This is a genomic window from Ardenticatena maritima, from assembly GCF_001306175.1.
GTDB lineage: Bacteria > Chloroflexota > Anaerolineae > Ardenticatenales > Ardenticatenaceae > Ardenticatena > Ardenticatena maritima.
Window position 1 is genome coordinate 44985 of record NZ_LGKN01000004.1, and the last position, 12377, is coordinate 57361.

General features: G+C 62.6%; 13 protein-coding genes. 6 read left to right on the forward strand and 7 right to left on the reverse strand.

Annotated features, from left to right (window positions below; translation table 11 throughout):
- Positions 1-25 precede the first annotated feature (25 nt).
- The 5 genes from SE16_RS05035 to rfbD form a co-directional block, all read right to left on the reverse strand.
- Positions 26-1603, reverse strand: coding sequence for a hydantoinase B/oxoprolinase family protein (locus tag SE16_RS05035; protein WP_060687308.1), 1578 nt, complete (start codon positions 1601-1603; stop codon positions 26-28).
- Positions 1600-3294 (reverse strand): CRTAC1 family protein, encoded by a 1695-nt coding sequence (locus SE16_RS05040; RefSeq protein WP_054493497.1) that lies wholly within the window; start codon positions 3292-3294, stop codon positions 1600-1602. The genes SE16_RS05035 and SE16_RS05040 overlap by 4 nt, the downstream gene beginning before the upstream one ends.
- Positions 3295-3327: 33 nt before the next feature.
- Positions 3328-4149 carry a dolichyl-phosphate beta-glucosyltransferase gene (locus SE16_RS05045; RefSeq protein ID WP_054493498.1) on the reverse strand — a complete coding sequence of 274 codons (822 nt, stop codon included), beginning with the start codon at positions 4147-4149 and terminating at the stop codon, positions 3328-3330.
- A gap of 84 nt (positions 4150-4233) precedes the next feature.
- Positions 4234-5178 carry a glycosyltransferase family 2 protein gene (locus tag SE16_RS05050; RefSeq protein ID WP_060687310.1) on the reverse strand — a complete coding sequence of 315 codons (945 nt, stop codon included), beginning with the start codon at positions 5176-5178 and terminating at the stop codon, positions 4234-4236.
- Positions 5175-6008 carry a dTDP-4-dehydrorhamnose reductase gene (gene rfbD / locus SE16_RS05055; RefSeq protein WP_054493499.1) on the reverse strand — a complete coding sequence of 278 codons (834 nt, stop codon included), beginning with the start codon at positions 6006-6008 and terminating at the stop codon, positions 5175-5177. Before rfbD ends, SE16_RS05050 begins: the two co-directional genes overlap by 4 nt.
- A gap of 163 nt (positions 6009-6171) precedes the next feature.
- Here rfbD and SE16_RS05060 point away from each other — a divergent pair, with 163 nt between their 5' ends.
- From SE16_RS05060 to SE16_RS05085, 6 genes are all read left to right on the forward strand, one after another.
- On the forward strand, positions 6172-7524 hold the full coding sequence (locus tag SE16_RS05060) for a sortase (protein ID WP_054493500.1): 1353 nt from the start codon (positions 6172-6174) through the stop codon (positions 7522-7524).
- A gap of 62 nt (positions 7525-7586) precedes the next feature.
- Positions 7587-8282 (forward strand): HAD family hydrolase, encoded by a 696-nt coding sequence (locus tag SE16_RS05065; RefSeq protein WP_054493501.1) that lies wholly within the window; start codon positions 7587-7589, stop codon positions 8280-8282.
- Positions 8283-8293: 11 nt separating this feature from the next.
- Positions 8294-8671, forward strand: a complete 378-nt coding sequence (gene folB / locus SE16_RS05070; protein ID WP_054493502.1) for a dihydroneopterin aldolase — start codon at positions 8294-8296, stop codon at positions 8669-8671.
- Positions 8664-9896 (forward strand): molybdopterin molybdotransferase MoeA, encoded by a 1233-nt coding sequence (locus tag SE16_RS05075; protein ID WP_054493503.1) that lies wholly within the window; start codon positions 8664-8666, stop codon positions 9894-9896. Before folB ends, SE16_RS05075 begins: the two co-directional genes overlap by 8 nt.
- 3 nt (positions 9897-9899) lie before the next feature.
- Positions 9900-10691: a class I SAM-dependent methyltransferase gene (locus SE16_RS05080; RefSeq protein ID WP_054493504.1), complete on the forward strand. Its 792-nt coding sequence runs from the start codon at positions 9900-9902 to the stop codon at positions 10689-10691.
- Between the two features lie 14 nt (positions 10692-10705).
- Positions 10706-11092: a pyrophosphohydrolase domain-containing protein gene (locus SE16_RS05085; RefSeq protein WP_054493505.1), complete on the forward strand. Its 387-nt coding sequence runs from the start codon at positions 10706-10708 to the stop codon at positions 11090-11092.
- A gap of 75 nt (positions 11093-11167) precedes the next feature.
- Here SE16_RS05085 and SE16_RS05090 read toward each other — a convergent pair whose 3' ends face one another.
- Both SE16_RS05090 and SE16_RS05095 read right to left on the reverse strand, forming a co-directional pair.
- Positions 11168-11683: a copper chaperone PCu(A)C gene (locus tag SE16_RS05090; protein WP_054493506.1), complete on the reverse strand. Its 516-nt coding sequence runs from the start codon at positions 11681-11683 to the stop codon at positions 11168-11170.
- A 36-nt stretch (positions 11684-11719) separates the two neighbouring features.
- The gene (locus SE16_RS05095; RefSeq protein ID WP_054493507.1) at positions 11720-12319 is read right to left on the reverse strand and encodes an SCO family protein; all 600 of its coding nucleotides are present in this window, start codon (positions 12317-12319) and stop codon (positions 11720-11722) included.
- Positions 12320-12377 lie beyond the last annotated feature (58 nt).

Here is a 12377-nt window from a genome sequence, read left to right on the forward strand (position 1 = left end):
TGTTGCTCCTTGGGTTCTCGGTGTTTCAGACATCTTCCGGCGTCCCCCAACCCCCACCCCCCGGCGTTTCAATGCACAAGCGCGAGCCGGCTTGGACATGGCGCGAGCATTTGGGGGGCAAACGTTCCTCGCGCCCATCGGGATGCACCAGGCGGTTGACGCCCGGTGCGCCGTCTTCGCCACCTTGCAACCCCCACGGCGCACGCACACGCCGCTCGGTCAGCAGGGTAATGGTTGCTTCGGTGAGCAGTTCATACTCGCGAATCAGCCCATCCCCGCCATGATAGAACCCACGCCCGCCGCTGCCACGCCGAATGGCGTAGCGCACCACGCGGAAGGGGTAGGCGCGTTCCAGCGCTTCAACAGGCGTGTTGCGTGTGTTGGTCATGTGGGTATGCACGGCGGTCAACCCATCGGCGGTTGGCGCAGCACCCATGCCGCCCGCCAGCGTCTCGTAGTAGGCGAAGGGCGTACCATCGGGAGCGATGCCGCCAATCGTGACGTTGTTCATCGTGCCCTGCGAGGCGGCGGGAATACGGTCGGGCAAGGCTTGCGCCAGCGCCCCCAGCACAACATCCACAATGCGCTGGCTGGTTTCGACATTGCCCCCCGCAACGGCGGCGGGTGGGCGGGCGTTGACCAGCGTTCCTTCGGGGGCGTGCACATGCAAAGGCGCAAAACAGCCGGCGTTCATGGGCACATCGTCGCCCACCAGGCAACGCACCACATAGGCGCACGCCGATTTGGTGATGCTGAGCACAGCATTGAGCGAACCGCGCATTTGCGGCGCTGTGCCCGTAAAGTCGAACGTGATGGTCTCGCCTGCAATCGTCACAGCCACGCGAATGGGCAACAGGTGCAGACGCCCATCTTCCACATGCTCGATGACATCTTCAAACGTGTAGCGACCAGCCGGCCAGGTACGAAGCGCGGCGCGTGTGCGGCGTTCGCTGTACGTTTGCAGGTGTTGGGCATACGCCAGCACTTCCTCACGCCCATGCGTCGCCGCCAACTCGCGCAAACGGCGCTCGCCCGTGAGATGCGCGGCGCGTTGGGCGGCAAGGTCGCCACGGCGTTCATCAGGGGTGCGCACATTGCGCAAAATGAGCCGCAACACCGCTTCGTTGAGCACGCCGCCCTCGTACAACTTCAACGGGGGGATAATCAGCCCTTCCTGGTAGAGTTCCGTCGAAAGCGGGAGCGAGCCCGGCGTCATGCCCCCCACGTCGGCATGGTGGGCGCGGCTGGCGACGAAAAAATCGGGGGTCTCGCCCTCCAGAAACACGGGCGAAACCATGGTGATATCGGGCAGGTGAGTGCCGCCGGCAAAAGGGTCGTTCAGGATGACGAGGTCGCCCGCTTGCCAGGTGGAGACCGCCGACAACGCGGCAGCGACGCTATCGGGCATTGCGCCCAGGTGCACGGGAATGTGGGCGGCTTGCGCCACCATACGCCCGTCGGCGTCGAAAACGGCGCATGAAAAATCGAGCCGCTCTTTGATATTGGGCGAGTAGGCTGTGCGTTGCAGGCTTACGCCCATTTCGTCGGCGATACTGGCAAAACGATGGCGGTAGAGTTCAAGCGTAATGGGGTCAGCCGTCATGGCACTTGCTCCACATGTCCGCGTCTCCGCCAACGCCACAGCACCATCCCCACACCGCCGAGCGTCAGCAGAGCGCCCGCCGCCCCCAGCGCGAGGCGCACGCGCCAGAGCGCCCAGGTCAACGCCAGGCGTTCGCGCCACGTGAGCGGGTAGGCGATCGTGTAGGCGCGGTCGCCGCGCACATTGGCAAGGGTCTGCTCGGTGCCGTCGGGCCAGATGATACGCACATCGGCGGTGGTGTGTACACCTAAGCCGAAGGTCAGCGCCAGTTCGTGCCCAGCGCCCAGGCTGCTCCCCGCATGCACAACGCGGGTTTGGCGCACACCATCGGGCGTGGTGAGAAGAACTTTCGCGCCCACCGCATCGCGGTTCACGGGACCACCACCCACCAGGCGCACACGCAGCCAGTGGTGCGGTGCGTGGCGTGTATTGCGATAGAGCGTATAGCCGCGCCCAAAGTTCCCCACCACGAGGTCGGTCCACCCGTCGCCGTTGTAATCGGCGTAGGCAACACCCGTACTGCGCCCCGCATCGGACGCGCCGGCGTCGGTGGGGGGCAGCATGGTGAACGTGCCATCACCGTTGTTGTGATAGAGCGGGTTGGCGGGCAAGCCATCCCCTTTCACGTCGGACTCGGCGACATAGAGGTCGAGCCAGCCGTCGTTGTCGCAATCCACGAAGACCGCGCCCCAGCCAATGCCCTCGGCGTGTTCCACACCGGCTTGGGGGGCCACGTTGACAAACCGCGGTTCGCCCTGCGCCGTCAAGTTTTGCAACAAGACCATGGGTCCCGCGTTGGTGAAGTAGAGGTCGAGGTCGCCGTCGTTGTCGTAGTCTCCGACCGCCAGCCCCATGCCCATCAGACGCACATCGGCGCCCGTTTCAGCGGACACATCGGAGAAACACCAGCCGCCACAGCCGGCGCCATCGTTGCGCCACAGCACATTGCCCGTCGGCGCGATAAACTCATCGTTGACCACATAGAGGTCGAGGTCGCCGTCGTTGTCATAGTCGAAAAACGTCGCGGCAAACCCGGCGCCGGTGGTCTTACTCCCCAGCCAGTGGGTCACATCGTCGAACGTGCCATCGCCATTGTTGCGATAGAGGCGATCGCGGTCGCCGCTTTGCGGTCGTCCGCAATCCGGCGAGCAGGACCAGTTGACCACGTAGAGGTCGAGGTCGCCGTCGTTGTCGAAGTCTCCCCAAGTGGCGCTTTGCCCATCGGCTTCATCGCCAACGCCTGCCAGTAGGGTGACATCGTAGAAAGCGCGCCCGCCGTCGTTGTGCAACAACGCGTTGCGCCCTCGCGCCAGCACATAGAGGTCAGGCCAACCGTCGTTGTCGTAATCGGCGAAAATCGCGCCCGTGCTCCGCTGGTTGGGCAACGCTACCTGCTCGCTCAGTGGCGAAAGGCGGAACGTGCCATCGCCCAAGTTCTCATAGAGGCGGTTCGGTGCGGCGGGGTCGGTCAGGTAGAGGTCGAGGTCGCCGTCGTTGTCGAAATCCCCCCACGCTTGCCCGGTCGTGCGCAAAGCGCCACTGTGCGGCATGTCCACATGCGCCTCGGCATTGGCAGGGATGAAGAGCGGCTCATCAGCGGCAGAAAAGAGGGGGCGCGCCGCGCCGCCCCGCATCAGCAAGGCAAGCAACACCCCCAGCCCTGCGACCACCCATTTTCGAGACCACGGCATATGGTTTCCTCGCACTGTTCAACGAAGCAACACTCAATGCGCCGTCGGCGGGTGATTCGACGCGGCGGCTTTGGGGCGCATATCGTACCGCCCCAAAAGGTGATTCCAGCGCACCATCAACACATCGCGGAATAGCCGCCACGAGTCAATCAGCGGGTTGACCTTGCTTTCGCGTCCGTAGCGCCACTCCACAGGCACTTCCTTGACTTTGTAGCCCAACTGCAACGCCAGGAAGAGCAATTCCACGTCAAACCCGGTGACCATGCTTCCCTTGACGGGGCCCTTGCTCCCATCGTGAATGCGCAAGCGTGGGAACAAATCATGCACGGCTTCGCGCCGCATGGCCTTGAAGCCGCATTGCGTATCGCGAATACCAGGCACCGCCAGCAATTGCACCAACAAGTTGAAGACGCGCCCCATCAAATGACGGTAGAAAGGCTCACCAACGCGCTGGTTGGGACCGCCCCCCTCACGCGAACCAATGACAATGTCGTAGTTCTGCTCAAAATAGGGGAAGAAGCGCTCAATTTCGTGGATCGGCGTCGAAAGGTCGGCATCGCTGAACAGCACAATCTCGCCACGCGCCGCAAGCATGCCCGTGCGCACGGCGTAGGCTTTGCCGTAGTGCTCGTTTTCAATGATACGCACGCGGGGATCATCGGCGGCGACTTCGCGGACGCGCTGAACCGTGCGGTCTTCCGACCCGTCGTCCACCACGATCACCTCGGCTTCAAACGGCTGCGTATCCAGGTATTCGAGCACACGCTTCAAGTTGGGCGGCAAGCGTCGCTCTTCGTTGTATGCCGGTATGACGATTGAGAGAAACGGTTGCTCGGAAATGGGTTGCCTCCTCATAATTGAGATAATCTCAACCTCAGTTTTTGGCACTATGTATGCTGACGCATAACCTGCAAAAGCATACTCGCAAGCCCCTCAGCGTCAACTGAATAGCGCTTCGATTTCCTCCTCACGCACCCGCGCCGTCGCCTGAATACGCCGGCGATCCGGCACAAAGCGCGGCCACGTCAACGCCCCCACGAGCATGCCGCGCAAGCGCGCCCGCGCAGCCGCACCGCGCCAGGCGCGCACCGCTTCCCACACATGCCGCGCCTGCGCACGCGCGATGGCTCGCCAATGGCGGCGCAATGTGCGCGCGGGAAAATTCTTGGTGATGACGTAGAACCAATTGCGCCCGACGTAATAACTGGCGAATACGCCCCCGCCTGTGGCGCTGACTTTGTGATAGACAACCGCATCCGGTACGTAGATACACCGCCAGCCGCGCCACTGCGCCCGAAACGCCAAATCTACATCTTCCAGGTAAGAGCCCAGCCGCTGGTCGAACAACCCCACATCCTCAAAAAGCGCGCGGCGGTAAAGCGCCGCCGCGCCGCAGGGCGCAAAAACATATTCCTCGCGGTCAAAACGTCCATCATCGGGCTCCCACACGCCACGGTTGCCCGGTTGAGCATCGCGGCTCATCGTATCGCCGGCGGTATGCAAGCGCGTGCGGTCGTCCCAGAGACGAATTTTGCACGCCGCCATGCCGGCATCACTATGGCGCAGAAGCCCCGCAACAAACCGTTCGAGCCAGTCCGGTTCCTGCTCGGTGTCGTTGTTCAGCAAGGCGATGAGTTCACCACGCGCCGCCTGCACCCCTGCGTTGAACGCCGCCACCACACCACGGTTCTGCGGAAACGCGACAACACGCACTTGCGGCCACACCGTCGCCAGCCATTCCACCGAGCCGTCGGTACTGCCGTTGTCCACAACAATCACCTCAAACGGGCGATACGTTTGGGCGAAGAGCGAAGGCAGGCACGCTTCCAAATGATGCTTGCCGTTCCAATTGGGAATGACCACACTCACCAGCGGATTGCTCATACCAGCCCCTCAGCGCGCACCCATTCGAGCAACCCTTCCTGCCAGTGAGGCAAACCAACCCCTACATGGCGGGCGGCCAAAGTGTGCAATTCGGCACGTTTGGGCACACGCGCCGGGCGCGGGTAATGGTCGGTGGGTTCCAGGGGGTAATCGGCACGCCCCACAGCATTCAACACAGCACGCGCAAACTCAAAACGAGTGGCGCACCCCTCGTTCACCAGGTGGTAGATGCCATACGCCTCGGTTTGAATGAGGCGCGCGATGGCTTGCGCCAGATGCGGCGCATAGGTGGGATGCCCCGCTTCATTCGTCACCATGCGCAAAACGGGGTGCTGGACGGCCAAATCGAGCACCTTGCGCGGAAAGTTACGCCCACCCGGTCCATACACCCACGCGGTACGGGCAATGTAGAAGCGCGTCAGCAAATGGCGCACAAACCATTCCCCGGCGAGTTTGCTCGCCCCATACACGTTGAGCGGATTGGTGGCATCCCATTCCCAGTAGGGTTCGCCCTTCTCGCCGTCATACACGTAATCCGTGCTGACGTAGCACAATGCGGCATTGGCACGCTGCGCCAAAAGCGCCACATGCTGTGTTCCCAACGCATTCACACGATACGCCGCTTCCGGGTCGAGTTCACAGCCATCCACATTGGTCATCGCCGCCGCGTGAATAATCACGTCCGGCTCCCAATCGGCGAGCGCCAGCACAGCAGAACGGTCGCTCACATCCAGGTCGGCATGCGCCAGCGGCAACGTCTCATGTTCAACAAGCGCGCGTTGCAACGCACGCCCCAATTGCCCGTTGGCTCCGGTGATCAGTATGCGCATCTGTTCCCCTCCTCAGTTGCGACCCTAGATGATATGCAATTGATGAAATTGGTGAAACCCCTTCGCCCACCCGGCAAGTGGTGTTTCGTGCACATTGTTTGGCACACCCCGCAAGCAATGATACGATTATTGAGGCAGATACAAGCAGATGTTGAGTTGCAAGATGAGCAAACCGCGGCAGGCATTACATCATTGCCCCTTTTTGGGCGATGAAACGCGACCCAAACGCACACACCCCTACCCCCACGACGCCCACCGTTGTTGGGCGCATGGGACGCCTGCCGCCATCTCACGCCGCCGCCAGGCGCAACACTGCCTGCGCGACGCCCATATCCGCTGTCCCGTCTTTACGGCGCTCATCCCGCGCGAACACATCCCTGTGCGCTCGGACACGGCTCCCACTCAGGCGCTGATTGCGCTGTTGGATGAATCGCCGCGCCCACGCGCCACACGCCCACATCCAGCATCGCCCACGCGCACCACATCGGGGCACACGCTCTACCGCAAACTCCACACCCAAGCCGCCACAGCCACCAGCGCACACCACGCGACCAGACCGCGCCCCACCTACCAGACAACCGCCGCCACGCGCCCTGCGCCGCGTCGTCGCCACACCGCCGCCCATGCCGCGCGGCTCATGCCCGCCACATCAACACCCCTGCCGCGCCGCCGCGCCCCCCTCTGGCTGTGGGGCATCGCGCTGGCGCCAATGCTCGCCGCCATCATCATCGCCGCCTACATCGTGCTGAACGTCAGCGGTTCTTCGGCGGCTGTTGCGCCCGCGCTGGCGGCGGCAACGCCCTTTGCACCCGAAAACAGCCCATCCAACGGCGCGACATCCTTGGCGCTCAGCATTACCACCACCACGCCCACCGCCACACCGGCGCCGTTCATCCCGTTGCTTGCCGTCACCGACACCCACGCGCCCCCCTTCGACCCGGTGGCGGAAGCCACCGTCGCCGCACACGTCGAACGCGAGAAAAGCACCGACACGCCACCCAATGCGCCCCTCATCGCCACGCCGGGACCATTCCCGCCGCCGGCGACGCAACCACCCTCGCGGCTTATCATCCCCGCCATCAACCTCGTTTCGCAGGTGGTGCCGGTCGGGACGTACTTTGTCCAGCAAGGCAATTACCTTGTACGCTACCACCAGGTCGCTGAGTACGCCGTCGGCTGGCACCAAGACAGCGCCCTGCCCGGCGCACGCGGCAATACCGTCATGGCGGGGCACAATAACACCAAAGGCGAAGTTTTTCGCGATTTATGGAAACTTGAACCCGGCGACATGGTGTACGTCGAAGCCGAAGGGCGCATCTACGCCTATCAGGTGGCGCTCAAAAAAATTGTGCGCGAAATCGGCGTTCCCCTCGAACAGCAGTTTGAAAACGCGCGCTGGATTGCCCCCACCAACGATATCCGCCTCACCCTGGTTTCATGCTGGCCCTACGAAACCAACACCCACCGCGTCATCATCGTCGCCGTTCCCTTCGGCACCAACGTCGTGTCGCAATAACCGCCTCTTGCTCCTTCGACACACTCCGCTACAATCCGCGCTATCACGGAGGAGCGAAGCCCATGCCCGATTTGGATCGCACACGCATTGACGCCATTCTGTTTGACCTGGACGGAACGCTGCTCGCCCTGCGTGGCGGGCAAAAAGGGGGAGCGCTGGCGGCACGACTGCGTCCACTTGCGCCTCTTCTGCCGGGGCGCAACCCCGAACAGTTCATGCGGCGCATCTGGGTGCTCAGCGAAACCCCAACCAACTACGTGCTCGCCATGCTCGACCGCGTGGGGCTTGACACCTGGCTGCGCCCCCTTGCCGACCGCGCCCGCCGCGCGAAAGGCATCGGCACGCTGGAAACGCTCGCCCCTATCGAAGGCGCGGTCGAAACGGTGCAGCGGCTCGCTCAGCAGTACGCCCTCGGCGTGCTCACCAACCGCGCCCGCCGCGAAACCTACGCCTTTCTGGAACAAACCGGCTTGCGCCCACTCTTCGGCGCTATCACCACCCGCCAGGACCTCTGGCGCTTCAAGCCGCACCCGCAAGCCGTTCGGCGCACGGCGCGCTTGCTGGGCGTTGCGCCGGAGCGCGTGCTCATGGTGGGCGACATGCCTGTTGACATGGAAACCGCCCGCCGCGCCGGCGCGCAAGCGGTGGGCGTGCTGACCGGCTTTGCCACCGAAGCGGAACTGCGCGCCGCCGGCGCAACGATCATTCTGCCGTCGGTGCGTGAATTGCCCGCCATCCTGCTTGAATCTGCACCCTGAGAGGCACACCCATGAACAACGACCGCATTCTCATTCGAGGGCTGGAATGCTACGCCGCCATCGGCGTGAGCGCCGCCGAGCGCGAAGTCGGCCAACGCCTGCAATTCAACGTGGACGTATGGCTTGACCTCGCGCCCGCCGGACGAAGCGACAAAATCAGCGACACCGTCAGTTATGCCAAACTGGCGCGCGCGATTGTGGACGTCGCGCGGCGCAAAAACTACTACCTGCTGGAACATCTGGCGGAAGAAGTCGCCACGCACCTGTTGACAACCTTCCCCATCGAAGCCGTGCGTGTGCAAGTGCTGAAAACACCGCCGCCCGTGGATTTGCGCATCGTGGCGGCTGGTGTCGAAATCGAACGTCGGCGAGGTGAACCCCATGCCTGAATCCAAGTGGCCATTGCTCCCGGTCTCAGAAGCCCGTCGCATCATCCTTGAACACGTCCAGCCGCTGGGCACCGAAGAGCGCCGTTTTGAAGACGCGCAAGGCTACGTGCTCGCCGAGGACGTGCGCGCCCGCGAACCTATGCCGCCCTTCCCCGCAAGCGCCAAAGACGGGTTCGCCGTCATTGCGGACGATACGACCGAATGGCGGCGCATCGTTGGCGACCAATTCGCCGGCTACGACGCCAACCTGCGCGTGGAATACGGTACCGCCGCCCGCATCACCACCGGCGCACCGGTTCCCCAAGGCGCAAACGCCGTCATCATGGTCGAATTTAGCGAAGTGCAGGGCGACCGTGTGCGCTTCACCCGCCGCGTTGAACCAGGCGCCGACATCCGCCCCGTTGGGCAAGACATCGCCCAAGGGCAAGTGGTGCTCCCCACCGGCACACGCCTGGGTCCCGCCGAATTGGGCTTGCTGGCGACGGTTGGCGCGACACGCATCACCGTTTGGAAGCGCCCCCGTATCGGCGTCATGAGCACGGGCGATGAACTTGTCGAACCGGACGAAACGCCCGGTCCGGGGCAAATTCGCGACGCCAACCGCTTCAGCCTCATGGCCGCCGTGCGCGAAACAGGCGCCGAAGCGCTAGACCTGGGTCTAGCGCCTGACACCGCCGACGCCCTGGAAGCCTTCATCCGCGAAGGGCTGCGCGCGTGCGACGCCATTGTCACCAGCGGCGGCGTTTCCATGGGCGAACTGGACCTCGTCAAGCCCCTGCTGGAACGCATGGGCACCGTGCATTTTGGGCGTGTCTCGGTCAAGCCGGGGAAACCAGTGACGTTCGCGACGGTGGACGGCAAGCCGTTTTTCGCCATGCCGGGCTTCCCCGTCTCCTCATTGGTCGCGTTCGAGATTTTTGCCCGCCCCGCCCTGCTCCGTATGGCCGGCTGGCCCCTGGACGCGGTGGAACGCCCGCGCGTGCCCGTCGTGCTCGACCATGATATTCGCCACGGCGCCGCTCGCACCGAGTATCAGCGCGCCATTGTGCGCTTCGACCGCACCGATGGACGTTTCCACGCCACCACAACCGGCTTTCAGGGAAGCGGGCGCTTGCTGAGCATGGTAGGCGCCAACGCACTGCTGGAACTTCCCGAAGGGCGCGGTGATTTTCACGCCGGCGAATCGGTTGACGCCTTGCTCATCGCGCCGCTCAAAACGGAGTAAACCATGGACGAGCGCACCTACCTGCGCACCCAACAGTACGGCACAGCCGCCAACCTGAACGCCCGCATTGAACTGCATCGCCGTTTCAGCACGAACACCTACCCGTGGCACACCTGGGTTCTCGACCACATCCACGCCCCAAACAACGCCCGCATTCTCGAAGTGGGGTGTGGTCCCGCCTCTCTCTGGCGCGACCACCTGGCGCGGATTCCAACGGCGTGGCGCATTGTGTTGGCGGATTTGTCGGAAGGCATGGTGCGCGAAGCCCACGCCCACGTGGGGCGCGATCCCCGCTTTGCCTTCCTGAGCGCCGACATTCAAGCCCTGCCCTTCGAGGACGCTTCTTTTGATACCGTCATCGCCAACCACATGCTCTACCACGTCCCCGACATTGAAACGGCGTTGCGCGAAGTGCGCCGCGTGCTCAAACCGGGCGGGCGCTTTTACGCCGCCACAAACGGACCCCGCCACCTGGCGCAATTTCACGAATGGGCGCACCGCCTGGGGCGCGAATGGCTGACGTTCGACCGCAGCACATTGCAAGAGCGCTTCTTGCTGCACAATGGCGAACGCTTGCTCCGCGCCCATTTTCAACATGTGCGCCGCGACGACTATCCCGACGCGCTGCACATCACCGCAATCGAGCCGCTTCTGGCGTACATTGCTTCCACGCCGGTAGGGCAATCGCTTCGCGCAGACGAGTGGGAAGCACTGCGCACCCTGCTGGAAGACGAATTGGCGCGTGAAGGCGTCATCATCGTGGAAAAAGAAAGCGGCTTGTTCGAGGCATGGTAAACGAGGAGGAAAAGATGGACCCGCTGACACTGGTACGCGAATTTCATGAACGGTTTGGGGTTGAAATTGCCGACGCGCCGACGCTCCCGCCGCCGCATCTGCGCGAATTGCGCTTGCGGCTCATCCAGGAAGAGATGGAAGAGTTATGTGAAGCCGCACGCCAGGAAGATTTACCCGCCATTGCCCGCGAACTGGCGGATTTGCTGTACGTCTGCTACGGGATGGCGCTGGTGTATGGTCTGCCCATTCACGAAGTCTTTGCCGAAATTCACGCCAGCAACATGAGCAAACTCGGTCCCGATGGAGAGCCTATCCGTCGCGAAGATGGGAAAGTGCTCAAAGGTCCCAATTTTCGCCCGCCGAATGTCGCGGCACTGCTGGCAAACGCATCATCCGGGTGAATGTGCGCCAGTTGCGCAGTCTCCAGGCAAAGCGAAAGCGGGGGCGATTGTGCCCCCGCTTTGCTGTCCGCGCGCCTACTGCTCACGCACTTCAACCGTCACCGTGATGGAACCGGCTTTCTCGAAAACAAACGTCGCCTCGAACGTATCCCCCACCTGCAAATCGCGCTGCATCCCCATCAGCATGACGTGATAGCCGCCCGGCTCAAAGCGCACCGTTTCGCCGGCGGGAATTTCCACGCCATTGGGTTGGGGCATCATTTTGGCAACGCCGTTCGCGTCAACTTCCGTGCGGTGAATTTCCACGCGCTCCGCTACGTCGGTTTCAACACGCAACAGGCGATCGGCGGTGTTAGTCTCATTGACGATGGTGGCAAAGATGACGCCCGGCGTGCCCATCGCCGCCATCTCGCCATCCTCATGGTTGTGCGACATCTCGCCACTCTCGCCGGCGTCCATCCCCATCGCCATCTGCTGCACCGGGCGCGACCAGGCATCACGCACTTCAAGCGTCCCTTCCGATTCACCAGCGCCGCCGCAGGCTGTCAACGCCACCAGCAAAAAACCGAGTATGCCAAGAAACTTCTTCATACGTGTCTCCACTTGTGTTTGGGGGGTGTTGTTGTTCTAGTCCAAAAGGGCTTTCAGGTCAGCCGCCATTTCCTCAGCGGTGAGTGTGGGCGCCCATAGCAATTTGAGATTGCCGTCCGGGTCAATCAGCAGGACGCTCGCGGTATGGTCGAACAAAATCGTTTCACCTTGCGATTGGTCGGCATAGTAAATGCCCAACGGCGTTGCCAATTGCGCCAGGGCGTCCGGCGTCCCCCGCAAGCCGATGAAAGAGGGGTTATAACTTTCCACATAGTTTTTGAGGCGGTCGAGCGTGTCATGTTCAGGGTCCACCGAAACAAACACCACTTGCACCTGTTCAGCCTCTTCCGGTGAAAGTTGCGCCATCATGTTGCGCAGTTTCAGCATGGTTGTCGGACAGACGTCGGGGCAATGGGTATAACCAAAAAAGAGCACGACGTACTTGCCGCGCAAATCGCTCAACCGCATTTCAGCGCCGCGTGTGCTTTCCATGGGAACATCCGGCGGAACACGCCCCGGCTCAAACGCGGTGCCATAGAAAACCGGTGGGCGCATTTGCTGAACGACGAACAAAAGCGCCACCACGCCAACAAGCGCGATACCCGCCATCACAATCAACCGTCTGCGTTGCTGCATCTCTCCACTCCTTTTCCTCATCTCAAACGTCTGATAGGGTACTTGTCGCAAGTCATAC

Coding starts and splice junctions, on each gene's coding strand:
- SE16_RS05035 (WP_060687308.1), bottom strand. CDS start 1,603: ATGACGGCTGACCCCATTACGCTTGAACTCTACCGCCATCGTTTTGCC.
- SE16_RS05040 (WP_054493497.1), bottom strand. CDS start 3,294: ATGCCGTGGTCTCGAAAATGGGTGGTCGCAGGGCTGGGGGTGTTGCTT.
- SE16_RS05045 (WP_054493498.1), bottom strand. CDS start 4,149: ATGAGGAGGCAACCCATTTCCGAGCAACCGTTTCTCTCAATCGTCATA.
- SE16_RS05050 (WP_060687310.1), bottom strand. CDS start 5,178: ATGAGCAATCCGCTGGTGAGTGTGGTCATTCCCAATTGGAACGGCAAG.
- rfbD (WP_054493499.1), bottom strand. CDS start 6,008: ATGCGCATACTGATCACCGGAGCCAACGGGCAATTGGGGCGTGCGTTG.
- SE16_RS05060 (WP_054493500.1), top strand. CDS start 6,172: ATGAGCAAACCGCGGCAGGCATTACATCATTGCCCCTTTTTGGGCGAT.
- SE16_RS05065 (WP_054493501.1), top strand. CDS start 7,587: ATGCCCGATTTGGATCGCACACGCATTGACGCCATTCTGTTTGACCTG.
- folB (WP_054493502.1), top strand. CDS start 8,294: ATGAACAACGACCGCATTCTCATTCGAGGGCTGGAATGCTACGCCGCC.
- SE16_RS05075 (WP_054493503.1), top strand. CDS start 8,664: ATGCCTGAATCCAAGTGGCCATTGCTCCCGGTCTCAGAAGCCCGTCGC.
- SE16_RS05080 (WP_054493504.1), top strand. CDS start 9,900: ATGGACGAGCGCACCTACCTGCGCACCCAACAGTACGGCACAGCCGCC.
- SE16_RS05085 (WP_054493505.1), top strand. CDS start 10,706: ATGGACCCGCTGACACTGGTACGCGAATTTCATGAACGGTTTGGGGTT.
- SE16_RS05090 (WP_054493506.1), bottom strand. CDS start 11,683: ATGAAGAAGTTTCTTGGCATACTCGGTTTTTTGCTGGTGGCGTTGACA.
- SE16_RS05095 (WP_054493507.1), bottom strand. CDS start 12,319: ATGCAGCAACGCAGACGGTTGATTGTGATGGCGGGTATCGCGCTTGTT.